A 23,414-nucleotide genomic window follows, 5' to 3' on the forward strand; every position below is an offset into this window, starting at 1 on the left:
AACTATGAAAGTTGTCTATTGAAAGGGGAAAAACATACGTGATACATACATACGAAGAAGCGATAGGGTGGATCCATAGCCGATTGAAATTTGGAATTAAACCAGGATTAGAAAGAATGAGATGGATGTTAGAAGAACTTGGAAATCCAGAGCGTCATATAAAATGTGTTCATCTTGCTGGTACAAATGGAAAAGGTTCAACGTTAACATATATGCGTTACATGTTAGAAGGCGCGAAATATAAGGTAGGAACGTTTACCTCTCCTTACATCGAATCATTTAATGAACGCATTAGTGTGAATGGAACACCAATTGCAGACGAAGAGATTACTGAACTTGTAAAGATGGTAAAACCAGTCGTTGAAAAACTAGATGAAACGGATTTAGGGGAAGCGACAGAGTTTGAAATTATTACTGTTATGGCGATTTGCTATTTCGGTAAAGTCAATTTCTGTGATGTTGTTTTATTTGAAACAGGGCTTGGTGGACGTTTTGACTCTACCAATGTTATACACCCTGTCCTCACGATTATTACGAATATCGGTCACGATCATATGCATATTTTAGGAAATACACTAGGGGAAATTGCATATGAAAAGGCGGGGATTATTAAGTCTGGCGTGCCGGTAATTACTGGTGTACAAGATGAAGAAGCTTTGCAAGTCATTCAAAATGTTGCAAAGGAAAACCATGCAAACTTATACGAACTTAGCAAGCATTTTACAGCGTTACATAAACAGTCTAATGAAGATGGGGAACAGTTTGATTTTACTTGTCCTTTTTCCGCATTTGAAGATTTGCAAATCTCAATGAAAGGCATTCATCAAGTAGGAAATGCAGCGTTAGCACTTATGGCAGTAATGTATGTAAAAACATATTTATCATTTTTAATTGAGGAAGAGGAAATAAGAACGGGATTACTGGAAGCATATTGGATTGGGCGCTTTGAAAAGCTGCAAAGTAACCCGGATATTATTATAGATGGTGCTCATAATCCAGAAGGTATCGAAAGCCTTGTGAAAACAGTAGAAGCGCATTACAAAGATAAAAATGTAATAGTGTTATTTACTGCCCTTGGTGATAAACAATTACATAACATGGTAGGCCAATTAGAAACCATTGCAGATGAAATTATTTTTACAACATTCGCCTTTGATCGTGCTATTTCTGCTGACAAGCTTGCATCATATTCACAGAAAGAATCAAAATTAGTTTTTGAAAATTGGAAAGAGGCAATTGATACAAAAGTTGAAAAGATAGCAGAAAATGATGTTTTTATCATAACGGGTTCTCTTTATTTCATTTCTGAAGTACGAAAATATATTCGCGAGAAAAACTAGATAGTCTTTGCTATCTAGTTTTTTTGTTCTACAAATGAAGTCAAATGCATACATATAAGATAAATATATAGGGTTATTTGGCGAATTCCTCTGACAAATATCTCGTTTTTTTATGAAATGAATATGATATGATGCGGACAACGATAAGAGGTGAGGTGTGAGTGTATGGACAAGCAATCACGAACGATCTCAGTGAAAGTGAATGGAACAGAAGCGAAGTATGAGGAAAAAAAGAAAGATGAATTTGAATGGATGGTAGTAGAAAGTGAACGACCGAAAAATGTTGTTCCGTTTCAAAAAGCGAAATCAATGTCTGTGGAAAAATACCGAAAGAAGTGGAGTAATACATTAATTGTAATCGTTGCAACTGCAATCATTATCGGTACGGCGTTTGGAATGGGGATGCTTCATTTACTTACTGGACAAGGAACGACAGGAGGAAGTGAAGTGACAGCTTCAAGGCCGACTGGAAATGGAGAATCAAGGGTGGGTGGAACGGCAGAACAAACACCAGCACCGAAAGAAGAAAAACAAAAAGCACAGGCAGGAACGTCATTGGATCCGATGAAATTATTTTTTGTTCAAGGGGGGCTTTATTCTTCTGAAGAAAAGGGACAGGCAGCTCTTGAAGAATGGAAAGGCAATGGGGGCATTGGTGCTTTGAGACCGAGCGGTGATAAGTATGCAATAGTTGTTGGTATTGCTAGCGATGAACAGTCTATAAATCAATTAATGACTAAGTATAAAAATGATGGTGTCTCCGTTTTAAAAAAGAGCTGGGATATAACAGATAAAGCATTGCTGAAAGATGATAAAGAAGTAGGGACATTTTTAACAAAAGTGCAGCCATTATACACTCATTTAGCAAAATATGCTTCTAGCGTACAAGTTGGTGGAAAAAGCAGCCCAAAAGATATAGAAGCAATTGAAAAAGAATGGAAAAAGGTTGAAAAAGAAGGGGGAAGTATGAAACGAGAAGAAGCAAAGAAACTGTATATGTATACGTCGGTAGCTGTACAAACAGTAAAAGATGGGAAGATGGATAAGGAATCTTTGGCGAAATTAAATCAAGTTATTATTGATGGTTTACTCTCGTATGAAAAAATTGTTTCGTAGAAAGTGAAATGATAGGATAATAAAATGAGTAAGAAAGAAGTACATGTACTTCTTTCTTTTCTTTTGAATTTAGAGCAAAGTGCTTTCTCTATGATGGGAATATAATCGTATGCAATAAAGAAGTTTTATTTTAGTTAGAGAAATTAATATTTCTTTCATTTGTGGGCAAACTATTCCTTTGATACGATTAATATAAATTGTTCTGCTTCATGTGAGAAAGGAAGGAGAAAATATGAGAAAAATAATTTTAGCTTCAGGATCACCTCGGAGGAAGGAATTGCTTGAGTTAGCTAGTGTGCCATTTGAAATCGTTGTAAGTGAAGTAGAGGAAACAATTGGTGCATATTCATCGCCTTCTGATATTGTAATGTCGCTTGCCTTGCAAAAAGCATCAGCGGTGGCAGAAAATAATAGTGATCACATTGTGTTAGGTGCAGATACAATTGTTACATATGAGTCGCGTATTCTTGGTAAGCCTTCTAATGAGGATGAGGCGAAAGAGATGTTACAATTACTATCAGGGAAAACACATGAAGTGTATACAGGTGTTGCGATTATAGCAAAAGAAAAAACGGTTACTTTTTATGAGCGTACAGAAGTTACATTTTGGGAGTTAACAAAAGAGGAAATTGATACATACGTCGCGTCGAAAGAACCTCTTGATAAAGCCGGTAGTTATGGGATTCAAGGTAAAGGATCTATTTTCGTTCAAAATATTCAAGGGGACTACTATAGTGTAGTTGGCTTACCAATCGCACGCCTCGTTCGGGAATTAAAACAATTTGATATTGATGTAACCCATGCGTAAAATTGCATGGGGTTTTCTTTGAGAGAACAAATAAAGGGGTGGAGAGATGAACGGTATTCGTGATGTTGTAAGAGAAGAACAGCCACGGGAGCGTTTATTGTTAGAAGGTGCTGGAAGTTTATCAAATCGAGAGCTTCTCGCAGTGTTACTCAGAACAGGTTCTAAAGAAGAAACAGTTTTAAAGTTGTCAGATAAAATTTTACACCAATTTGATGGCTTACGTATGTTGAAAGATGCAACATTAGAGGAGCTAATTAGTATACATGGTATTGGGATTTCAAAGGCATCGCAACTTATGGCAGCCTTTGAACTAGGCAGAAGAATGGTACGTTTAGAATATCAAAATAGATATAGTATTCGAAGTCCAGAAGATTGTGCGAAATACATGATGGAAGAAATGCGTTTTTTACAACAAGAGCATTTTGTTTGTTTATATTTAAATACAAAAAATCAAGTTATACATAGGCAAACGATCTTTATTGGAAGTTTAAACACGTCAATTGTACACCCGAGGGAGGTTTTTAAAGAAGCCTTCCGTCGTGCAGCAGCCTCTATCATATGTCTTCATAACCATCCCTCAGGAGATCCCACGCCGAGCCGTGAAGATATTGAAGTAACAAAACGCTTAGTAGAATGCGGCCAGATTATCGGAATTGAAGTGCTTGATCATATTATAATAGGTGACCATAAATTCGTGAGTTTAAAGGAAAAAGGTCATATTTAAGACTATGCTTTTTACTTATTTTGTTTTATAATGTGATTTATGAGTTTTTTGTAGAAATTTATCTACAAAAAGGATAAAGATATAAAAAACGTACTGTTTTTATAATATAAATTAAGAAAAAATGAGTCCGTGAAAACAAGAAAGGAAGATAAATAATATGTTTGGATTTGGTGGATTTACTCGCGATCTTGGAATAGACTTAGGAACTGCGAACACGCTTGTATATGTAAAAGGAAAAGGTGTAGTTTTACGTGAACCTTCAGTAGTGGCGTTACAAACTGATACGAAACAAATCGTTGCTGTAGGTAGCGACGCAAAACAAATGATTGGTCGTACACCAGGGAACGTTGTGGCACTTCGCCCGATGAAAGACGGTGTAATTGCTGATTACGAAACAACTGCAACAATGATGAAATATTACATTCAACAAGCTCAAAAATCAAACGGTTTCTTCTCACGTAAGCCGTATGTAATGGTATGTGTACCATCTGGTATTACAGCTGTAGAAAGACGTGCAGTAATCGATGCGACTCGTCAAGCGGGTGCTCGTGATGCTTATCCTATCGAAGAGCCATTTGCAGCAGCAATTGGTGCAAACTTACCTGTTTGGGAACCAACTGGTAGTATGGTTGTTGATATCGGTGGTGGTACAACAGAAGTTGCAATTATTTCTCTAGGTGGTATTGTAACAAGCCAGTCAGTCCGTGTTGCTGGTGATGATATGGACGATTCAATCATTCAGTACATTAAGAAAAGCTATAACTTAATGATCGGTGAAAGAACAGCTGAAGCATTAAAATTAGAAATTGGTTCTGCAGGCGAGCCAGAAGGTATCGAGCCTATGGAAATTCGCGGTCGTGATTTAGTAAGTGGTTTACCAAAAACAGTACTAATTCAGCCAGAAGAAATTGCAGATGCATTAAAAGATACAGTAGATGCGATTGTAGAATCAGTTAAAAATACGTTAGAAAAAACTCCACCTGAATTAGCGGCTGATATTATGGACCGCGGTATCGTATTAACAGGTGGCGGGGCATTACTACGTAATTTAGATAAAGTAATTAGTGAAGAAACGAAAATGCCAGTTCTTGTTGCAGAAGATCCATTAGATTGCGTAGCAATTGGAACAGGTAAAGCATTAGACAATATCGATCTTTTCAAAACTGCTGCTCGATAATATTGCAAAATAAAAATCAGTGAAATTAAGAGGGTGTGAACGTGCCACAGTTTTTCTTAAACAAAAGATTAATTGTTTTGTTGGTTAGTATTATTCTTCTCGTGGCATTGATTGGAATCTCATTGAAAGAACGGAACAGTTTAACATGGCCAGAGCAGTTTGTTAAAGATACTGTCGGTGTTGTAGAACGTGTATTCCAAAAGCCAGCGAAATACGTAGCTGGATTCTTCGAAAATGTAGAGGATGTAAAGCGCACGTATGAAGAGAATAAAGAATTAAAAGCAAAATTAGATAATTATGCAGGTCTATCAGGGAAAGTAAAACAATTAGAAGATGATAACAAGAAGCTACAAGAGCTAACTGGTAAAAAAGAGTTAAATAGCGGGTATACTGAAATTCCAGCTACTGTTGTTTCTCGTAATCCAGATAAATGGTACGATTTAATTGGAATTGATAAAGGGGCACAGCAAGGAATTAAAAAAGATATGGCTGTAGTAACTTCACAAGGGTTAGTTGGAAGAGTGAAAAGTGTATCTCAGTTTACATCATCAGTAGAATTACTAAGTTCTATGAGCCGAACAAATCGCGTTTCTGCTATTGTACAAGGGCAAGAGAAAATCTTTGGATTGATTGAAGGTTATGACAAAGAAAAGCAATTACTTCTTTTCACAAAGATTGGCTCTGATGCACCGGTAGAGAAAGATCAACTAGTTGTAACATCTGGACTGGGTGATATTTTCCCGAAAGGTCTTGTAATTGGAAAAATCGTTGAAGTTCAGCCAGATGCATATGGCTTAACAAAAACAGCTTATGTAAAACCTGCCGCTGATTTAAATGACGTAGAGCATATTACGGTTGCTAAACGTGCAACACCTTCAGCGCCATTAGAATAGGAGGAGAAGAAGAGATGATGAAGATATTAAAAAGAGCAGCTCTTCCTCTTTTGCTCCTTTTTGTGTTTCTATTTGAAAATATGTTTGCTACTGTTGTTCCAACGGATGTGTTTTGGAAAGACAGCATAGCAGCACCGCATTTCTTTATAATCGTCTTATGTTTTATTACAGTGTATTATAGTCCGGTCCAAGGGATTTATTACGGACTATTATTTGGCTTCTTATTTGATACCGTATACACAGAACTTGTCGGGATATATATTTTTGCTTATCCGATTTTAGCTTATTTAGTATATAGTGTGATGAAAGTACTACAATTGAATTTATTTATTGTTGTTTCTATCATATTAGCTAGCATTGTAGCACTAGAGTATTATGTGTATGGATTCTTAACTTTATTAGGACGTACTCATATGCCAGCGTATGTCTTTTTCACAGATCGTCTCCTTTCTACTTTATTGTTAAATGCTATTTTCTTATTGATAGTTTGTTTCCCACTGAGACGATATATAGTGCGTCTTTCAAAAGCGATGGAAGAAAAAGAAAAAAGGATTTTCTAATTTTATGTCGAATTGAATCGGTGGGGTGAACTTTAGTGGAAGAAAAAAAGCAACAAAATGTAACGATAAAAGGGACAAAAGATGGGATAACGCTTCATTTAGATGATTGTTGTTCATTCTCAGAATTATTGGTGGAATTAGACGAAAAACTTTCTACACATTACTACGATGGTGATGGGCGCTCTTTAATTGAAGTGCATGTGAAAGTAGGAAATCGTTATTTAACAGAAGTCCAACAAGAAGAGATTCGTACGTTAATTCGTAATAAAAAGAATCTTGTTGTGGATTCAATTGAAAGTGATGTTATCACTAAAGCAGAAGCAATAGCTTGGAAAGAAGAAACAGAAATTGTCCCTATTTCCAAAATTGTTCGCTCTGGACAAGTTTTACATGTAAAAGGAAATTTGTTGTTAATTGGAGATGTTAATCCAGGCGGAACGGTTATCGCTGGGGGGAATATTTTTGTCGTAGGATCATTAAGAGGAATTGCACATGCTGGGTATTATGGGGATTCGGATGCTGTAATCGCTGCATCTGTTATGAACCCGATGCAACTTCGAATTAGTGATGTGGCAATGCGGGCTCCGGAAGAGAAAGAAGACGGAGCGGAGGCGGCAGAATGTGCGTATATTAATGAGAACAATCACATTGTTGTCGATCGCCTGCAACTTCTCACTCATCTTAGACCTAATTTAACAAAGTTAGAAAGGGGAATTGTATAGCTGTGGGAGAGGCAATAGTAATTACATCTGGAAAAGGCGGAGTAGGTAAAACTACTACATCTGCGAACATTGGTACGGCCCTAGCGTTATCTGGAAAGAAAGTGTGCTTAATTGACACAGATATCGGTCTTCGAAATTTAGACGTAGTAATGGGGCTGGAAAATCGTATTGTATTTGATCTTGTTGATGTCGTTGAAGGGCGTTGCCGTTTACCTCAGGCTCTTATTAAAGACAAACGTTTTGATGATCTTTATTTATTACCTGCAGCACAAACGAGTGATAAATCAGCGGTAACACCTGAACAAATGGATGAATTAATACAAGTATTACGTCAAGATTATGATTACATATTAATCGATTGTCCTGCGGGGATTGAGCAGGGATTTAAAAATGCGGTAGCTGGTGCGGATAAAGCAATCGTTGTTACGACTCCAGAAGTATCCTCAATGCGCGATGCGGATCGTATTATTGGGCTTTTAGAAAAAGAGGATATTGAACCACCGAAACTTGTTATTAACCGTGTACGTAGTCATATGCTTCATGAACAGGATATGTTAGATGTTGATGAAATTGTACGTACATTGTCAATCGAGCTTCTTGGTGTTGTCGAAGATGACGATGAAGTTATTCGAGCTACAAATACAGGTGAACCTGTGGCGTTGCAACCAAGCGGAAAAGCAGCGTTGGCTTATCGTAATATTGCAAGACGCTTGTTAGGTGAGAATGTACCATTACAAGCATTTGAACAAGAAAAGGTATCGGTATTTGCAAAGGTGAAAAACTTCTTTGGAATCCGTTAAGAGCACTTCGCACATATGCGAGGTGCTTTCTTTTTTCTTCACACGAATATCTTTCTTTCTTAGCTCATACATATGTACAAACTGTATACAACTGTTTCTAATGAAATTAGCTTAACGAAAGAAAGGAGACAGTATGAAGAATAGACGCGTAGAAGAAATTAAAAAGCGGATTGCAAAAAGGAAGGCCGAGCAAGAAAGGATGGAGGAAGAGCAGTATTTTAACGGAGGGAATTTCGATAGTGAAGCGGTATTTATTGAAGATGGAGAAAAGGAAATGCATCCTTTATTTCGAAAGGAAGTCTTTTTCTTCAAAGTTTTATTATCAGCAATATTAGTTCTTTCGGTTGCTATTTTATATAAGAATGCTCCTTCTTCATTCAATGGAGCTAAAGCTGTTACAGAAAAAGTGATGAAAGAGGAATTTCAGTTTGCTACTGTAGCGAAATGGTATGAAAAGCAATTTGGAAAACCGCTCGTATTCTATTCGCCGAACGAGAAAAAAGAAGGAAGTATTCAGCAAAAGGATTATGCAATTCCTGCTTCTGGAAAGGTAATGCAAGGGTTTCAAAAAAATGGCCAAGGTGTATTTGTCCAAACAGCTACAAATGCAAAAGTGGAGTCAGTAAATGAAGGGTTAGTTGTTTTTGCAGGCAAGAAAGAGGAACTTGGAAATACAGTTCAAATTCAACATGCAGATGGTACGGAGTCATGGTATGCAAACTTAAACGATATGTCAGTGAAATTATATGATTACGTTTCAAAGAAACAAAAAATTGGAACGGTGAGTAATGATACAAATGATAAAAATGGAAAGTTTTATTTCGCGATAAAAAAGAATGAAAAATTTATTGATCCGATCCAGGTGATATCATTTGATTAAATATAGGGACGTTTTAACGAAAATTTCCGTGCATCCATTATTTTGGGTTATTATTGTCATTGGTATTTTTACTGCGCGTTTTAAAGAGTTACTACTGTTATTTTGTATTGTTCTTATTCATGAACTTGGGCATGCTTTTGCAGCAGCACACTATAATTGGCGTATAAAAAGAATTCAACTTTTGCCGTTTGGTGGCGTGGCCGAGCTTGAGGAACATGGTAATAAGTCATTGAAAGAGGAACTTGTTGTCGTAATTGCAGGACCGATTCAACATGTTTGGATGATGCTGGTAGGTTATATGTTGTTCGAAGTCGGTTGGCTGAATACAGATTTATATTATTTCTTTATGTGGAATAATATAATTATTTTAGCATTTAATTTACTCCCTATTTGGCCGTTAGATGGCGGGAAAGTATTGTTTAATGTATTATCATATCGTTTCCCTTATTTACAAGCACATGAAAAGATGATGCAATTGTCATGTGTTTTTTTTGGTGTAATATTAGGATGGCAGTTACTCTGGAATAGTAACAATATTATGATGTGGATACTACTCATATTTTTAGCAGTGTCATTATATCAAGAGTGGAAACAAAGACGGTATGCATTTATGCGTTTTTTATTAGAACGTTATTATGGAAACAAAAGAGGAATCGAAAAGATTGCACCTATTGAAGTGCAAACGGAAGATCGTTTATATACGATCTTCACAAAATTTCGTAGAGGATATAAGCATTCTATTATCGTCCGTGGAAAATATAAAGAGCATTACACATTGGATGAAAATGAATTGCTCTATGCATATTTTACTGAAAAACGAACAACTTCATCAGTTGAAGAATTAATCGGTTAGTGTTGACGATAGCACTAACCTTTTATTATTGTAAAAGCAAAGAAGATTATAAAGTGAGGAAATAATTTTGAAAACGTTATATGTGAATTACGCTGGTTCGGAAAAGCGCGTTGCAATTGAAGAGAAGAAAAAAATTGTTGAGTTTTTATGGAAACGTAATGAAGAGCAAGAGATTGTTGGGCATATTTATGTTGGACGTGTCGTAAGAACAATTGCTGGAATGAATGCAGCTTTTGTAAACATCGGTTTAGAAAAACATGCTTACCTTTCATACGATGATGTACCATCTTCTTATCGTATACATGAAGGGCAAGCGATACTCGTACAAGTTGTGAAAGAGGCAATTGATACGAAAGGGCCTAAATTGACAGCGAATATAGAATTTACCGGGAAATATGTCGTTTATATGCCGTTTGATGAGATGCGCGCTGTTTCTCGAAAAATAAAAAATAATAAAAGAAGACAACAGTTACTCCAAATTGAAATAGAGGGAACGGGGGGATACATTTTCCGCTCTGCTTCTGAAAAAGGAGCAATTGAAGAAATACAAGCTGAAATGCAAGGGTTACAACAGTTGTATGAAGAGTTAAAAAGAAAAGAGGGCCAAGGAAAGGCGCCGTTATTACTTCATCGACCGGCGACCTTTTTAGATCGTGTATTTCAAGAGAATCCAATTGAAACCATTGAAAAAGTAGTTGTAGATACAAGAAGTATAGTAAAAGAATTAGAAGACAAAGTTGGAAAAGAAAAAGTATCTTTTTATAATGAAAAGTCTTCGATGTTTAACCATTTTGGAATAGAGCGTGAAATTGAGAAAGCACTCCAAAAAATTGTGTGGCTTCCAAATGGTGCTTATTTAATTGTAGAACAAATGGAGACGATGACTGTAATTGATGTGAATACGGGCAAGTTTACGGGAAAACAAAATTTACAAGATACAGTACTTCGCACAAATGAGATGGCAGCTGAAGAAATTGCACGCCAATTAAGACTTCGTGATATTGGTGGTATGATATTAATTGATTTTATTAATATGAAAAAAAGAGAAGATAAAGAAAATGTAAGAGAATGTCTTATAGCTGCTATGCAAGATGACCGCACATATACAAGGGTGCTCGGCTTTACGGAGCTAGGGATTTTGGAAATGACACGTAAACGTAAAAAGCATTCTTTACGGGACGTATTATTAAAAGAGTGTGTACCTTGCAAAGCGACGGGTTATGTGATGTCGCATGAAACAATTGCGTATGAGTTAGAGAGAGAACTAATCACATATGGCAATATAGAAGATGAAGCGGTATTAATCGCTGCGCCTAAAGAACTGCAAAAACAGTTTTTGCAAAAAGAATTACAAAAAAATATTCCATTTGAAATTTATTTCAAAGATGATAATATCGAAAAGTATGCTATCGTTCGTTTTGGAAGTAAAAAAGAAATTGTAGAGCGGAAAAAATAGTTAGCAGAACATTTATTGACAACCGTCTATGATTCATGATAACATCTTTATGTTATAGTTTATAGCACCTAAACGGCTATATGCTACAACCGCACAAGACAGGTTCCCTAAAGGCATTTATGTCTACCTCGTTTTTGGCGAGTCTTAGTAATTAAGAGGAGGTGCAAGTATGTACGCAATTATCGAAACAGGTGGAAAACAAATTAAAGTTGAAGCTGGTCAAGCAATCTACATTGAAAAATTAGATGTTGAAGCTGGTGAAACTGTTACTTTTGACAAAGTTCTTTTCGTTGGTGGCGAAAACGTTAAAGTTGGTAGCCCAGTTGTAGAAGGTGCAACAGTTACTGCGAAAGTTGAAAAACAAGGTCGCGCTAAGAAAATTATCGTTTTCAAATACAAAGCGAAAAAGAACAATCGTAAGAAACAAGGTCATCGTCAACCTTACACTAAGCTAGTTGTTGAAGCTATCAACGCTTAATTCTGGTTAACATGATTAAAATTACGATAAGTCGCACGAAATTAGGAAGTATCCAATCATTTAAAATGACTGGACATGCCGATTATGCGCCACATGGACAAGACCTTGTCTGTGCTGGAACTACAGCGGTTGTGTTTGGTTCTATAAATGCAGTGGAAGAACTTTGTAATGTGCAAGCAACTATTGAACTCGGAAGTGATGGCGGATTCTTAACGTATGAATTGCCTAATGATTTAGACGTTCATACAGCAGAAAAAGCACAAACGCTTTTAGAAGGATTAGTTGTTTCGCTTAAGACGATCGAACTTGATTACGGAAAGTATATCCGTTTAATAGAAAAAGTGCAGGAGGTGTAACGTATGTTAAGATTAGATCTTCAGTTTTTCGCATCTAAGAAAGGTGTAGGTAGTACAAAGAACGGTCGTGACTCTCAGTCAAAACGTCTTGGTGCTAAACGCGCAGATGGTCAAACGGTTACAGGTGGTTCAATTCTTTACCGTCAACGCGGTACAAAAATTTATCCAGGTGTTAACGTTGGTCGTGGTGGCGATGACACTTTATACGCGAAAGTTGACGGCGTAGTACGCTTTGAGCGTCTTGGTCGTGACCGCAAACAAGTGAGCGTATATCCTGTTGCTCAAGAAGCATAAGAACTCACGGAAAACTCTAACCTGAGTGCAGGTTAGAGTTTTTCTATATTAAGGGGTATCTAAATGAATGAAAAATGGACAATTATAGATGCATTGCGCCATTCAAGACATGATTGGCTCAATCGTATGCAGATGGTGAAAGGAAACCTTTCCCTTGGAAAAGTGGAAGAAATTCATAGTCTCATCGATCGTTTTGTCCAAGAAGCGAGACAAGAATCCAATCTGATGGGGCTATCAATGCCTTTATTTTCAGAGTGGATTTTAACATATAATTGGAAACAGCAGCCGTGCTTATTGGAGTACGAAGTATTAGGGAAATCACATAACTTATCTCACTTAGATGAGACTGTATGTACATGGACGAATCAATTTTTCTCGATGCTTCAGCATAGTTTAGACGTATATGTTGAAAATTATGTTTGTATCACAATTGAATGTGACGCGGATAATGCTCGTTTCTTTTTTGATTTTCGTGGTAAGCTAACGAGTGTAGAAGAACTACAGAATTGGCTTGCGACCCAAAACAATAAATGGTATTCCATTTCTTATACAGTGCGAGACGAAGAAGTCTCAGTTATATTACAACCAATTGAAAAAAGTGTGGTGAAATAATGTTTGTAGATCAGGTCAAGATATATGTAAAAGGCGGCGACGGTGGTAACGGTATGGTTGCGTATCGTCGTGAGAAGTATGTACCAAAAGGTGGCCCAGCAGGTGGCGACGGCGGTAAAGGTGCAGATGTTGTTTTCGTAGTTGAGGAAGGCTTACGTACATTAATGGACTTCCGCTACCAACGTCATTTCAAAGCTGATCGCGGTCAGCACGGAATGAGTAAAGGTCAGCACGGACGTAAATCTGAAGATTTACTTGTAAAGGTTCCACCAGGAACAGTAGTAAAAGATGAAAAAACTGGTCAAATTCTTGCCGATTTAGTAACGCATGGACAAACTGCTGTAATTGCAAAAGGTGGCCGCGGTGGCCGTGGTAACTCACGTTTTGCAACAGCTACGAACCCAGCGCCAGAAATCGCTGAGAACGGGGAACCAGGTCAAGAGCGTGATGTTATTCTAGAACTTAAAGTACTAGCAGACGTTGGACTTGTTGGATTCCCAAGTGTAGGTAAATCTACATTATTATCTGTTGTATCATCAGCGCGTCCGAAAATTGCAGAGTATCACTTCACAACAATCGTTCCAAATCTTGGTGTTGTTGAAACTGGTGATAACCGCAGCTTCGTTATGGCTGACCTTCCAGGACTAATTGAAGGCGCACATGCTGGCGTCGGACTTGGACACCAATTCTTACGTCATATTGAGCGTACACGTGTAATCGTGCATGTTATTGATATGTCTGGTTTAGAAGGCCGTGATCCATATGAAGATTACGTAACGATTAATAATGAATTAAAAGAATACAATCTTCGCTTAACTGAGCGTCCACAAGTTGTTGTTGCAAACAAAATGGATATGCCAGATGCAGAAGAAAACTTACAAGCATTTAAAGAGAAAGTGGGAGACGAAGTAAAAATCTTCCCAATCTCAGCTGTAACAAGACAAGGGGTTCGTGACTTACTGTTTGAAGTAGCGAACTTAATAGAAACAACACCAGAATTCCCAATACATGAAGTTGCGGATGAGTCTGATACAAGTGTAATGTACAAATTTGATACTGAAGGTGTTAAATTTGAAATTACACGTGAAAGTGATGGCACGTTTGTTATCTCTGGTTACGATATCGAGAAAACATTCAAGATGACAGACTTCTCACGTGATGAATCTGTACGTCGTTTCGCTCGTCAAATGCGCGGAATGGGTATTGATGAAGCGCTTCGTGCACGTGGTGCAAAAGACGGAGATATTGTAAAAATTCTTGAATATGAATTTGAATTTATCGATTAAGACTGCCGAAATACGGCAGTCTTTTTTTATATCGTAAAAATCGGATTTATATAGGAAAAAATCCCCACTAATTAAATTTTCAATTTATAATAAAAAGGGGAGTGGTTTTAGAAGAATTTTTTTATGGGGAGAAAACGAACATGTATAAAATATTAATTGTAGAAGATGATGAGAAAATCGCGGGAATATTAGAAGAGCATTTAGAAAGGTATGGCTATCAATCATTTAGAGCAAGTGATTTACGTCAAATAAAAGATGAGTTTGTAAAAGTGAATCCTCATCTCGTGTTACTTGATATTAATTTACCGTACTTTGACGGTTTTTATTGGTGTCGTCAAATTCGTACTGTATCGAATGCACCAATTATTTTTGTTTCTGCAAGAACAGGAGAAATGGATCAAGTAATGGCGATTGAAAATGGCGGCGATGATTATATTACGAAGCCATTCCATTTAGATATCGTAATGGCAAAGGTGAAGAGTGCACTTCGCCGTGGTTACGGAGAGTATGCTTCTACCGCTGAGAGTGATTGTTTAGGTGTAAATGGACTGTTGTTATTCCCGTCTCAGCATATTGTTGAGTGGCAAGGACAACAAACTGAACTGACAAAAAATGAGTTTTACTTATTAGAGTGTTTAATGAAACAGGTGAATCAATATGTAACGCGCGAAGAACTGTTAGAAGCTCTATGGGATGAAGTAGCATTTGTGGATGATAATACATTAACCGTAAATGTAAAACGTGTAAGGAAGAAACTAGAGGAGTTAGGCATTAAAAATGCAATTGTAACGAAACGTGGATATGGTTATGCGCTTTTTACGGAGTGGGGCGAAGGGCATGAAGGTTAAAAATTACCTTATGGACCGCTTTTCTTTAATTCTTTCTTATATTGTTAGCCTTTGTTTATTTGGGCTCGTTTTACAGCTGCAAAGTCTTTTAGAAAAGAAATCCATTGATTGGAGTACGTGGTTATATGGACTTTTATTAGGAACAGTTGTGTTTACTGTATACCTCATTTACGATTACCGAAAACGGAGTGTGTTTTTAAAGAGGATCGAAAAGTATGTTACTGATGGAAATACATTACATGACTCTTTACTTATTGATGAATCTTATACATCAGAGCAAGAAATGGTCGTTGAATCTTTTACGTTATTAAGACAGCAATATATGAATGAAGTTCATAAACAGCATGCGAAAGAGCAACAGCAAATGATATTTATGAACCAATGGATTCACCAAATGAAAACACCAGTATCTGTTATTGAATTATTGCTGCAAAAGTTTGGCAAAGAGCATCGTGAGGCAAGAGCAACAGTTGAAAGTATTCGTGAAGAAAATAACCGTATACTAAATGGTTTAGATTTAGCGTTACATATGGCAAGACTAGAGCAGTTTGCGAAAGATTATAAGATAGAAGTAGTAAATGTTATAGATGTCGTGCGAGGTATTATTAATGAAAATCGGAAATCCTTTATTCAATCGTCTGTATTTCCGAAAGTGATGTTTGAAGAAGATACTTGTATGGTTGCATCTGATAGAAAATGGCTGAGTATTGCTATAGGTCAAATTGTTGTAAACGCAATCAAGTATACAAAAATTTCAGCGGCAGAGAAAAAAGAAATTCAATTTCAAATTGAAGAGAAAAATCAAAAGGTGTTATTACATATTAAGGACAATGGAATTGGTATTCCAGAGCAAGACGTAAAGCGCATATTTGATCCATTTTTTACGGGAATAAATGGACGTAAAACGAGAGAAGCGACTGGGATGGGCTTATATATTACGAAGGAAATTTGCGATAATTTACATCATGGAATGTATGTCCAATCGGCTGAAGGAGAAGGGACAACATTCACGTTCCAATTTGCAAAAGATGAAGAATATCATACATTGATGAGAAAAATGACAAAACTGTAAGATAACAAAACGTTTTGTAAGGGAAATCACTCGTTTCTTTTTCTTATTTTTCTTATAGTAAATGTAAGAAGAAAACACGTAGGGGGATTAGAAATGAGTGTTCTTGAAGTAAAAGGATTAACGAAGGTGTACCAATCAAAAGGTTCAGTAGCGACGACTGCTTTAAACGATATAAATTTTAAAATAGAAGAAGGCGAATTTGTAGGGATTATGGGTCCTTCAGGAAGTGGGAAAACGACGCTTTTAAATTTATTAGCAACAATTGATAAGCAAACTTCAGGTCATGTGCTTGTAAATGGTGAAGAAATTAATCAAATGCGTGCTGCAAAATTAGCGGAGTTTCGCCGTACACATTTAGGGTTCATCTTCCAAGATTTTAATTTACTTGATACGTTATCCATTAAAGAAAACATTATTTTACCACTTGTAATGGCGAAGAAATCTGTAAATGAAATTGATGCGAAAGTACTGGAAATTGCGAAGTTTTTAAACATCGAAGAAATTTTAAATAAAAAAGTATACGAAGTATCTGGGGGACAACAACAACGTGCAGCAGCAGCGAGAGCAATCATTCATGAACCGACGTTAATTTTAGCAGATGAGCCAACTGGAAACTTAGACTCGAAGTCAGCAAAATCGCTAATGGGCGCTCTGCAAGATTTACACGAGCAAAAGAAAGTAACGATTGCAATGGTTACGCACGATCCAGTAGCGGCTAGTTATTGTGAACGTATCCTTTTCATACGCGATGGAGAAATTTTCTCGGAAATACATAAAGGAAGAACGAAACAAGCCTTTTTCCAAGAAATTCTGGACGTACTTGCGATGCTAGGAGGAGAATATCATGAACTTTCGCCAGCTCGCGCTTAATAACGTAAAAGGAAATTGGCGTAACTATAAAGCGTTTCTTATAAGTAGTTGTTTATCAATTGTCGTATTTTTCATGTATGCTTCTTTTATTTATCATCCAGATGTCGTAAGCGGTAATATTAGTATGAGAAAGATGATCACAAAAGGATTAGAATCGATGAATTATATTGTGGTCATCTTTTCGGCACTCTTTATTTTATATGCAAATTCAACGTTTTTACGAGCAAGAAAAAAAGAGTTTGGTCTACTAACATTAATAGGCGGAACGAAATCGCAGCTCGGCCGAATGATTATATTAGAGCAACTGATGTTAGGTAGTATTGCAATTGTAGTTGGTATTGGGGTTGGGATGCTTTGTTCAAAATTATTTTTCCAAGCGTTAAGCGTATTATTAAAAATAGATAAGACACTTCCACTTGTTTGGAATAGTAAAGCAGTTCTTATTACAGCTGGTGTATACTTTATTCTATTTTTAATCCTATCATTGTTTAGTGTTTGGACAGTAGGACGCTTGCAAATTATTGATTTATTAAGAGAGGCAAGAAAGCAAAAAGTAGAGCCGTTTGCATTTACATGGTTATGTGTAGTTGGTATAGGATGTATTATTGTTGCATATGTACTTAGCTTCCAAGTAACGTTTCTGAATTTCCTCATCCTCTTTTTACCGGTGGTAGGACTGACAATTGGCGGAACGTATTTACTATTTACACAAGGTAGTACAGTTGTATTAAAAGCATTACAAAAAAGAAAGCAATCTTTTTATACGTACCCAAATATGTTCGTCCTTAGCAACCTTATTTATAAAATGAAAGATAATGCTCGTTTTCTATTTGTAATTTCTATCATTACGGCGGTAGTATCTTCAGCGGTGGGTACACTGTACGTATATTTTGAAAATATGAGTGCGAAAACGGTAGAACTTACACCACATGCTATTTCATATGAGGAAAAGGGGTTAAATACGCATAACCTTATTAATGAAGAAAAGGTACAGGAGCTTGTGAAGAGACACGGGTTTGAAGATGCGCGAAAAGTAACATACGTTAAACTACCGGCAACACAGAAAATAACGTTGTTTAATAGTGAACATGAAGTACCGATGACGATTATTTCAGAAAAAGAATATAATGCAGAAGTGCGCAAACAAAAGAGAGAGCAACCTACAGAAGTTCATAATGCACCAGGTAGTGCAACGATGGTTATGGTTGATATGTCAAATGAACTGATGAAGATAGATCGTACGAAATCGTATGAATTTACAATTAATGGACAAAAGCAGTCTGTTCAATTAAATAATCCAACGCAGTATTCTGTTTTTAATGATAGTGAATATCTCATTGTAAATGATCAAGATTTTGAGAAATATGCAACACTCGTACCAGATGAAGAAAAGACAAAATATTACGGTTATTATATTGAGGATTGGAAAAGTACAGAAAACCTTGTATTAGATTTGAAAAATGAAATTGCACCAGAAAAGCAAGGAGAATTGAGAAATTCAGTGTTTGCGTATAAGGATATAAGAGAAGGTGGAGCAATTACAATGTTCATCGGTTTCTTCGTAGCGGTACTGTTCTTCTTCTTCGCTTGTAGTATGACATATTTTAAATGGTTTAACGATAAAGAACAAGATCGCATTCAATTTAAATCGTTAAAGAGAATCGGTATGACAGATAAAGAAATTCGCAAAATTGCGATTCGACAAATGGGAGTTATCTTCTTTATACCAATTTTAATCGGTTCAATTCATAGTGGATTTGCTCTTCATACGTTAGGGAAAATGCTTTATATTAATTTGTGGAAATCAGGTGCGCTTGTAATTGGAGCATACATTTTAGCTTCTGCCATTTACTTTATGATCGCGCAAAGAGGATATTTAAAACACGTAAAAAGCTAGGGGAACCTCTAGCTTTTTGCCTATGTAGTAAGTTACAGGAGGAAGATAGATGAACATTCGGCAACTAGCGCTGCAAAATATAAAAGGAAATTGGCGTAATTATAAAGTGTTTTTCTTAAGTAGTTGTTTTGCAATATTTGCTTCTTTTGCATATATGTCTGTCATTGTACATCCGTATATGCAAGAGACGATGTGGTATCAAAACGTACGCTGGGGACTTATCATATGTAATGTTATAATTATTTCTTTTTTCGTCATATTTATTTTGTACTCTACTTCTATTTTCATAGAAGCACGTAAGAAAGAATTAGGGTTATATATGTTAATGGGAGCAACGAAGTCTAACGTAATAGGAGTAATTATGACCGAGCAAATATTAATTGGAATTTTTGCTAATATTTTCGGTATAGGGCTGGGCTTGATCTTTTTAAAGCTCTTCTTCATGGTGTTTAGTATGTTACTGGGGCTTCCGAAAGAACTCCCTGTTATATTTGACGTAAGTGCGATTGGTGTAACATTTATTACATATATGGTCGTTTTTATTCTGTTATCTTTTATAAGTGCTTTACGTATATGGAATATAAAAATCATTCGGTTATTGAAAGAATTTCGAACAGATAAAAAAGAGAAGAAAACATCAAAGTGGCTCTGTTTATTCGGTTTTGCTTGTTTAGTGGGCGGGTATGCATTGGCGCTACAAGTGACGATGGCTACGATAGCGATATACTTTTTCCCTGTGTCTATACTTGTCTTTTTGGGAACGTATTTTTCTTTTACACATGGAGCTACCCAAGTGTTAGAAATGATAAAGCGAAATAAAAAGATTATGTATACATATCCATATTTATTTATAGTGAATCAATTGTCACATCGAATGAAGGAAAATGGTCGCTTTTTCTTTCTGATGTCTATGGCAACGACGTTTGTAGTTACGGCAACAGGTACGGTGTTCTTATATTTTTCTAGCATGCAAGATATGTGGCGAACTGGAGGGGTACACTCGTTTTCGTACATAGAAAAAGGTATTTCTACTCATGAAGTCTTTGAAGAAGGTGCGGTTGAAAAATTACTGAATCAATATGGGTATGATGATTTTCAATATATGAGTTTTGTTGGAGTGTATGCATCCTTTCAGTCTAATAAAGGAGAAACAACAATAGCACCGCTTATAAAAGAAAGTGAATATAACCAAGAAGCAAGGAAACAAAAACAGAAAACGTATCGTCCTAAAAAAGGTACAGTGACACTCGTTTATTATAATAAATACAATAATTCGAATGTATATAATCAAAAAGAGATTCAATTGCAAGTAATGAATCAACCATATCAATTCGTATTTAACGGTCAGAAAGAAGGGGTTCAATTTAACCATCACCCTTCGTACATTAATGGTCTGTTCTTCGTTATGAATGATGAAGATTTTGATAGTATAGCAAATCAGGTTCCTGATTCTGAAAAAATGATATATAGAGGCTACACATTACCAAATATCGAAAAGACGAAGAAATTAAATGAAGATTTACGGAAACATATGAAACAAGATAATAATAATGCATTTCGAAGCAATATGGAGTTGTATGTAAATATGAAAGAAGGCGGCGATATTACTCTATTTGTAGGCTCATTTATTAGTATATTATTCTTTCTTACTTCATGTAGTATCGTTTATTTTAAATGGTTCCATAATATTGCATCGGACCGAAAGCAGTATGGTGCACTCTCTAAACTTGGAATGACGAAGGAAGAAGTATGGAAAATTTCTCGTTGGCAATTATGTATGCTATTTTTTGCGCCAATTATAGTAGGGAGTATGCATAGTGCAGTTGCGTTATATACGTTTCATAATACGCTTTTTATGGATGGATCATTAAGAAAAGTAGGTTTGTTCATTCTGTTTTATATCGCAGCATGTATCATTTATTTCTTCTTCGCTCAAAGAGAATATAAGAAACATTTAGACTAGCGAACGCTAGTCTTTTTTTTAATATTCGAAATTTACATAGAAGAATATAAAAAAGTATGGTATAACAGTAAGAAAACGAAAAAGAGGGGAAAAGACGATGATTCGAGTAGGATATTTAGGACCAGAAGCAACATTTACAAATATGGCGGTGAGTCGTTTTTTTCCGGAAGCAGAGCATGTACCATATCGAACGATTCCAGATTGTATAGATGCAGCTGCAAATGAAAATGTAGACTTCGCAGTTGTACCGTTAGAAAATGCAATAGAAGGTTCAGTGAATATAACGGTTGATTACCTTGTACATGAGCAGCCGCTTTCCATTGTAGGAGAAATTACAGTACCAATTCAGCAGCATTTACTTGTACATCCGCAGTATGCAGAAGTGTGGGATGAAGTATATGCAGTGCATTCTCATCCGCATGCCATTGCACAGTGCCATAAATTTTTAAATGAAGAATTAAAAGGAGTAACTGTTCGAGATATGACATCTACAAGTGCTGCTGCGCAATATGTGAAAGAATATCCTGAAGAGAAAATTGCCGCTATTGCAAATGAAGCGGCTGCAGAAAAATACGGATTAACAATTGTGAGACGTAGTATTCATACGCATAAAAATAATCACACACGTTTCTTGGTACTCCATAAGAAAAAGAAAGCAGTACTCCCGAATAACGGAGAGAATCGCGGAGAGAAAACGACGCTTATGATAACGTTACCTGCAGATTATGCAGGTGCCCTATATCAAGTGTTATCAGCTTTCGCATGGAGAAAATTAAACTTATCAAAAATCGAATCGCGTCCGATGAAAACAGGTCTTGGAAATTACTTTTTCTTAATTGATGTTGATAAAGCATACGATGACGTATTATTGCCAGGCGTAACGATGGAACTTGAAGCACTCGGTTTTTCTGTTACTGTGCTGGGGAGTTATTCTTCTTATTGGTTGTAGAGGGGAGCTGTTGTTAAAGTTGTTTGAAATGAAAAGCTGTTTCTCGGTTTGAGGCAGAGTAAGCTATCAATTCTATTGAAGTAAGTGATTAATTAAGCTAGCAAAATAAAGAAGCCGTCCTAAAAGATATTTAGGACGGCTTCTGTTAGGAATAGATAACTCTTTTGTCGGGTTTTTAGTACGCATCATTACAACTATTATAATAATAGGATTCATCATTGTTCGAATTACTGCAGCAAATACAATTCGTTTGTTGTATTAATAGATTGAGTGTAGATGGAGCTACAGTATCTGAGAAAGTAATACTCTCAACATCTTCTACTAAAAATGTTTTAATATCTCCTGGTGTTAAGGTAAATGTAAGTGGAGAGCGATGGTTTAATCTTGCGATTGTTAATCTAATCGTTGTTGCAAATGCAGGACTGAAACTAAATTTAATAAGTGTCTTATTATGATTTTTAGTGAAGTTTTCAAATACAGTTCGAGGAATTCCAGTTGTTATATCAAGATATTGAGGGGTATTTCCCGTACCGAAAATAGTATAGTTCTGTATAAAACAGTTATTTGAATCTGAATTTGAAGAATTACATGGGCGATCATTTTTCTTATAATATTTTTTTCCATTTTTTAAGAAGTAATCCGCCATAATTAATCACTCCCTTCACATATAAGAATTAAAGGTTGTCCATATATAATATGAAATATATTTTTATATGTTTGGACGTGAAGGAAGAGAAAATAAAAAGAGTCCATCTGGTATGATGGACTCAATACTGTTTTACCTGGTGTGATTCTTTATTTTAACTTCGCAAGACGATCTTCTAACTGACCACGCCAAATATCAGCTAGTTCTGGAACAGCAAGAATTTTTTCAATGCCATCTTTATCTTTTCTATTATGAAAATAAATTTCGTTAGAGAACAAAACAGAAACATTGCTCGGTTGACGTTCTAGTAATGTAATTTTAGAATCTTTACGTACAGTACCTTCTTGAAGAACGCGGCATAGGTAGCCTGTAAATCCAGTTGCTACAATGCGTGGCAGTATGCCAGGGATGCCGAGGCGTTTTGAAATAGTGCTACAAGGAACGCGAGCTTGTGTCACTTGAATGATTGCTCCACCTAGTTGATATGTATCTCCGATGCAAACATCACGCTCTAACATATTTGTTACGGTAATGTTTTCGCCAAATGTGGAAGCTGGTAGCGTAGTTTGAAATTCCTCTTCCCATAGTGCGTAATGCTCGTGTGGGTATACACAAACAGCTCGATCAGGACCGCCGTGATGTTTTAAATCCGCTACGTCATCACCACGAAATCCGTCTTTTGAGAGAAAGGCCTCTTCTGTAGGATCTTTACATATACCTGTTATCATTTCTTTATCTTCGCCATATTTCATTTGTTTCGGTTTACCAGTACTAAAGTGAACGAGTTCAATTCCCATATTTGATCTCCTTTACG

Annotated in this window: 25 protein-coding genes and 1 other annotated feature; of the genes, 23 read left to right on the forward strand and 2 right to left on the reverse strand. The window is 36.3% G+C overall.

Annotated elements, in window-relative coordinates; genetic code table 11:
- Positions 1 to 38: 38 nt before the first annotated feature.
- The 23 genes from AB6801_RS08135 (at position 39) to pheA (ending at position 21,954) form a co-directional block, all read left to right on the forward strand.
- On the forward strand, positions 39 to 1,340 hold the full coding sequence (locus tag AB6801_RS08135; protein WP_000582067.1) for a bifunctional folylpolyglutamate synthase/dihydrofolate synthase: 1,302 nt from the start codon (positions 39 to 41) through the stop codon (positions 1,338 to 1,340).
- A gap of 165 nt (positions 1,341 to 1,505) precedes the next feature.
- Positions 1,506 to 2,456 (forward strand): stage II sporulation protein B, encoded by a 951-nt coding sequence (locus AB6801_RS08140; protein ID WP_370941052.1) that lies wholly within the window; start codon positions 1,506 to 1,508, stop codon positions 2,454 to 2,456.
- 232 nt (positions 2,457 to 2,688) lie between these two features.
- On the forward strand, positions 2,689 to 3,264 hold the full coding sequence (locus AB6801_RS08145) for a Maf family protein (protein ID WP_061654504.1): 576 nt from the start codon (positions 2,689 to 2,691) through the stop codon (positions 3,262 to 3,264).
- A gap of 46 nt (positions 3,265 to 3,310) precedes the next feature.
- On the forward strand, positions 3,311 to 3,988 hold the full coding sequence (gene radC, locus AB6801_RS08150) for a DNA repair protein RadC (RefSeq protein WP_001013391.1): 678 nt from the start codon (positions 3,311 to 3,313) through the stop codon (positions 3,986 to 3,988).
- A 157-nt stretch (positions 3,989 to 4,145) separates the two neighbouring features.
- Positions 4,146 to 5,165, forward strand: a complete 1,020-nt coding sequence (gene mreB / locus AB6801_RS08155; RefSeq protein WP_000466736.1) for a cell shape-determining protein MreB — start codon at positions 4,146 to 4,148, stop codon at positions 5,163 to 5,165.
- Between the two features lie 41 nt (positions 5,166 to 5,206).
- Positions 5,207 to 6,058 carry a rod shape-determining protein MreC gene (gene mreC / locus AB6801_RS08160; RefSeq protein WP_001135488.1) on the forward strand — a complete coding sequence of 284 codons (852 nt, stop codon included), beginning with the start codon at positions 5,207 to 5,209 and terminating at the stop codon, positions 6,056 to 6,058.
- A 14-nt stretch (positions 6,059 to 6,072) separates the two neighbouring features.
- A complete protein-coding gene (gene mreD / locus AB6801_RS08165; protein ID WP_065703119.1) occupies positions 6,073 to 6,618 on the forward strand; it encodes a rod shape-determining protein MreD in 546 nt (181 codons plus the stop codon).
- 35 nt (positions 6,619 to 6,653) lie between these two features.
- A complete protein-coding gene (gene minC, locus AB6801_RS08170; RefSeq protein WP_000391525.1) occupies positions 6,654 to 7,340 on the forward strand; it encodes a septum site-determining protein MinC in 687 nt (228 codons plus the stop codon).
- A gap of 2 nt (positions 7,341 to 7,342) precedes the next feature.
- Positions 7,343 to 8,140: a septum site-determining protein MinD gene (gene minD, locus AB6801_RS08175; protein ID WP_000503309.1), complete on the forward strand. Its 798-nt coding sequence runs from the start codon at positions 7,343 to 7,345 to the stop codon at positions 8,138 to 8,140.
- Positions 8,141 to 8,273: 133 nt separating this feature from the next.
- Positions 8,274 to 9,020, forward strand: a complete 747-nt coding sequence (spoIVFA, locus tag AB6801_RS08180) for a stage IV sporulation protein SpoIVFA (protein ID WP_000797471.1) — start codon at positions 8,274 to 8,276, stop codon at positions 9,018 to 9,020.
- On the forward strand, positions 9,013 to 9,873 hold the full coding sequence (spoIVFB, locus tag AB6801_RS08185) for a stage IV sporulation intramembrane metalloprotease SpoIVFB (protein ID WP_000599055.1): 861 nt from the start codon (positions 9,013 to 9,015) through the stop codon (positions 9,871 to 9,873). The genes spoIVFA and spoIVFB overlap by 8 nt, the downstream gene beginning before the upstream one ends.
- 67 nt (positions 9,874 to 9,940) lie before the next feature.
- On the forward strand, positions 9,941 to 11,329 hold the full coding sequence (locus tag AB6801_RS08190; RefSeq protein WP_000855489.1) for an Rne/Rng family ribonuclease: 1,389 nt from the start codon (positions 9,941 to 9,943) through the stop codon (positions 11,327 to 11,329).
- Between the two features lie 77 nt (positions 11,330 to 11,406).
- Positions 11,407 to 11,484, forward strand: a sequence feature (ribosomal protein L21 leader region).
- A gap of 14 nt (positions 11,485 to 11,498) precedes the next feature.
- On the forward strand, positions 11,499 to 11,807 hold the full coding sequence (gene rplU, locus AB6801_RS08195) for a 50S ribosomal protein L21 (protein WP_000270907.1): 309 nt from the start codon (positions 11,499 to 11,501) through the stop codon (positions 11,805 to 11,807).
- Between the two features lie 11 nt (positions 11,808 to 11,818).
- The gene (locus AB6801_RS08200) at positions 11,819 to 12,163 is read left to right on the forward strand and encodes a ribosomal-processing cysteine protease Prp (protein WP_002001054.1); all 345 of its coding nucleotides are present in this window, start codon (positions 11,819 to 11,821) and stop codon (positions 12,161 to 12,163) included.
- Positions 12,164 to 12,166: 3 nt separating this feature from the next.
- Positions 12,167 to 12,457 carry a 50S ribosomal protein L27 gene (gene rpmA, locus AB6801_RS08205; protein WP_000944958.1) on the forward strand — a complete coding sequence of 97 codons (291 nt, stop codon included), beginning with the start codon at positions 12,167 to 12,169 and terminating at the stop codon, positions 12,455 to 12,457.
- A 63-nt stretch (positions 12,458 to 12,520) separates the two neighbouring features.
- A complete protein-coding gene (locus AB6801_RS08210; protein ID WP_001003588.1) occupies positions 12,521 to 13,069 on the forward strand; it encodes a sporulation initiation phosphotransferase B in 549 nt (182 codons plus the stop codon).
- Positions 13,069 to 14,355, forward strand: coding sequence for a GTPase ObgE (gene obgE / locus AB6801_RS08215; RefSeq protein ID WP_000497128.1), 1,287 nt, complete (start codon positions 13,069 to 13,071; stop codon positions 14,353 to 14,355). The genes AB6801_RS08210 and obgE overlap by 1 nt, the downstream gene beginning before the upstream one ends.
- Positions 14,356 to 14,495: 140 nt before the next feature.
- The gene (locus AB6801_RS08220) at positions 14,496 to 15,203 is read left to right on the forward strand and encodes a response regulator transcription factor (protein WP_370941053.1); all 708 of its coding nucleotides are present in this window, start codon (positions 14,496 to 14,498) and stop codon (positions 15,201 to 15,203) included.
- A complete protein-coding gene (locus AB6801_RS08225; RefSeq protein ID WP_000865398.1) occupies positions 15,193 to 16,275 on the forward strand; it encodes a HAMP domain-containing histidine kinase in 1,083 nt (360 codons plus the stop codon). The genes AB6801_RS08220 and AB6801_RS08225 overlap by 11 nt, the downstream gene beginning before the upstream one ends.
- A gap of 93 nt (positions 16,276 to 16,368) precedes the next feature.
- A complete protein-coding gene (locus AB6801_RS08230) occupies positions 16,369 to 17,145 on the forward strand; it encodes an ABC transporter ATP-binding protein (RefSeq protein ID WP_000114529.1) in 777 nt (258 codons plus the stop codon).
- Complete coding sequence (locus AB6801_RS08235) at positions 17,120 to 19,042, forward strand: ABC transporter permease (protein ID WP_001011423.1); 1,923 nt, start codon at positions 17,120 to 17,122, stop codon at positions 19,040 to 19,042. Before AB6801_RS08230 ends, AB6801_RS08235 begins: the two co-directional genes overlap by 26 nt.
- A 49-nt stretch (positions 19,043 to 19,091) precedes the next feature.
- Positions 19,092 to 21,005 carry an ABC transporter permease gene (locus AB6801_RS08240; protein ID WP_001026333.1) on the forward strand — a complete coding sequence of 638 codons (1,914 nt, stop codon included), beginning with the start codon at positions 19,092 to 19,094 and terminating at the stop codon, positions 21,003 to 21,005.
- A 97-nt stretch (positions 21,006 to 21,102) separates the two neighbouring features.
- On the forward strand, positions 21,103 to 21,954 hold the full coding sequence (pheA, locus tag AB6801_RS08245) for a prephenate dehydratase (protein ID WP_097814230.1): 852 nt from the start codon (positions 21,103 to 21,105) through the stop codon (positions 21,952 to 21,954).
- Between the two features lie 175 nt (positions 21,955 to 22,129).
- Here the strand turns inward: pheA and AB6801_RS08250 are convergent, their stop codons facing one another.
- Both AB6801_RS08250 and AB6801_RS08255 read right to left on the reverse strand, forming a co-directional pair.
- Positions 22,130 to 22,600 (reverse strand): hypothetical protein, encoded by a 471-nt coding sequence (locus AB6801_RS08250; protein ID WP_370941054.1) that lies wholly within the window; start codon positions 22,598 to 22,600, stop codon positions 22,130 to 22,132.
- A gap of 149 nt (positions 22,601 to 22,749) precedes the next feature.
- The gene (locus tag AB6801_RS08255) at positions 22,750 to 23,397 is read right to left on the reverse strand and encodes an MOSC domain-containing protein (RefSeq protein WP_000510707.1); all 648 of its coding nucleotides are present in this window, start codon (positions 23,395 to 23,397) and stop codon (positions 22,750 to 22,752) included.
- Positions 23,398 to 23,414: the final 17 nt, after the last annotated feature.

The organism is Bacillus sp. RCC_6_1, from assembly GCF_041360755.1.
Taxonomy (GTDB): domain Bacteria; phylum Bacillota; class Bacilli; order Bacillales; family Bacillaceae_G; genus Bacillus_A; species Bacillus_A cereus.

Coding starts and splice junctions, on each gene's coding strand:
- AB6801_RS08140 (WP_370941052.1), top strand. CDS start 1,506: ATGGACAAGCAATCACGAACGATCTCAGTGAAAGTGAATGGAACAGAA.
- AB6801_RS08145 (WP_061654504.1), top strand. CDS start 2,689: ATGAGAAAAATAATTTTAGCTTCAGGATCACCTCGGAGGAAGGAATTG.
- radC (WP_001013391.1), top strand. CDS start 3,311: ATGAACGGTATTCGTGATGTTGTAAGAGAAGAACAGCCACGGGAGCGT.
- mreB (WP_000466736.1), top strand. CDS start 4,146: ATGTTTGGATTTGGTGGATTTACTCGCGATCTTGGAATAGACTTAGGA.
- mreD (WP_065703119.1), top strand. CDS start 6,073: ATGATGAAGATATTAAAAAGAGCAGCTCTTCCTCTTTTGCTCCTTTTT.
- spoIVFA (WP_000797471.1), top strand. CDS start 8,274: ATGAAGAATAGACGCGTAGAAGAAATTAAAAAGCGGATTGCAAAAAGG.
- rplU (WP_000270907.1), top strand. CDS start 11,499: ATGTACGCAATTATCGAAACAGGTGGAAAACAAATTAAAGTTGAAGCT.
- AB6801_RS08200 (WP_002001054.1), top strand. CDS start 11,819: ATGATTAAAATTACGATAAGTCGCACGAAATTAGGAAGTATCCAATCA.
- rpmA (WP_000944958.1), top strand. CDS start 12,167: ATGTTAAGATTAGATCTTCAGTTTTTCGCATCTAAGAAAGGTGTAGGT.
- AB6801_RS08210 (WP_001003588.1), top strand. CDS start 12,521: ATGAATGAAAAATGGACAATTATAGATGCATTGCGCCATTCAAGACAT.
- obgE (WP_000497128.1), top strand. CDS start 13,069: ATGTTTGTAGATCAGGTCAAGATATATGTAAAAGGCGGCGACGGTGGT.
- AB6801_RS08220 (WP_370941053.1), top strand. CDS start 14,496: ATGTATAAAATATTAATTGTAGAAGATGATGAGAAAATCGCGGGAATA.
- AB6801_RS08225 (WP_000865398.1), top strand. CDS start 15,193: ATGAAGGTTAAAAATTACCTTATGGACCGCTTTTCTTTAATTCTTTCT.
- AB6801_RS08230 (WP_000114529.1), top strand. CDS start 16,369: ATGAGTGTTCTTGAAGTAAAAGGATTAACGAAGGTGTACCAATCAAAA.
- AB6801_RS08235 (WP_001011423.1), top strand. CDS start 17,120: ATGAACTTTCGCCAGCTCGCGCTTAATAACGTAAAAGGAAATTGGCGT.
- AB6801_RS08240 (WP_001026333.1), top strand. CDS start 19,092: ATGAACATTCGGCAACTAGCGCTGCAAAATATAAAAGGAAATTGGCGT.
- pheA (WP_097814230.1), top strand. CDS start 21,103: ATGATTCGAGTAGGATATTTAGGACCAGAAGCAACATTTACAAATATG.
- AB6801_RS08250 (WP_370941054.1), bottom strand. CDS start 22,600: ATGGCGGATTACTTCTTAAAAAATGGAAAAAAATATTATAAGAAAAAT.
- AB6801_RS08255 (WP_000510707.1), bottom strand. CDS start 23,397: ATGGGAATTGAACTCGTTCACTTTAGTACTGGTAAACCGAAACAAATG.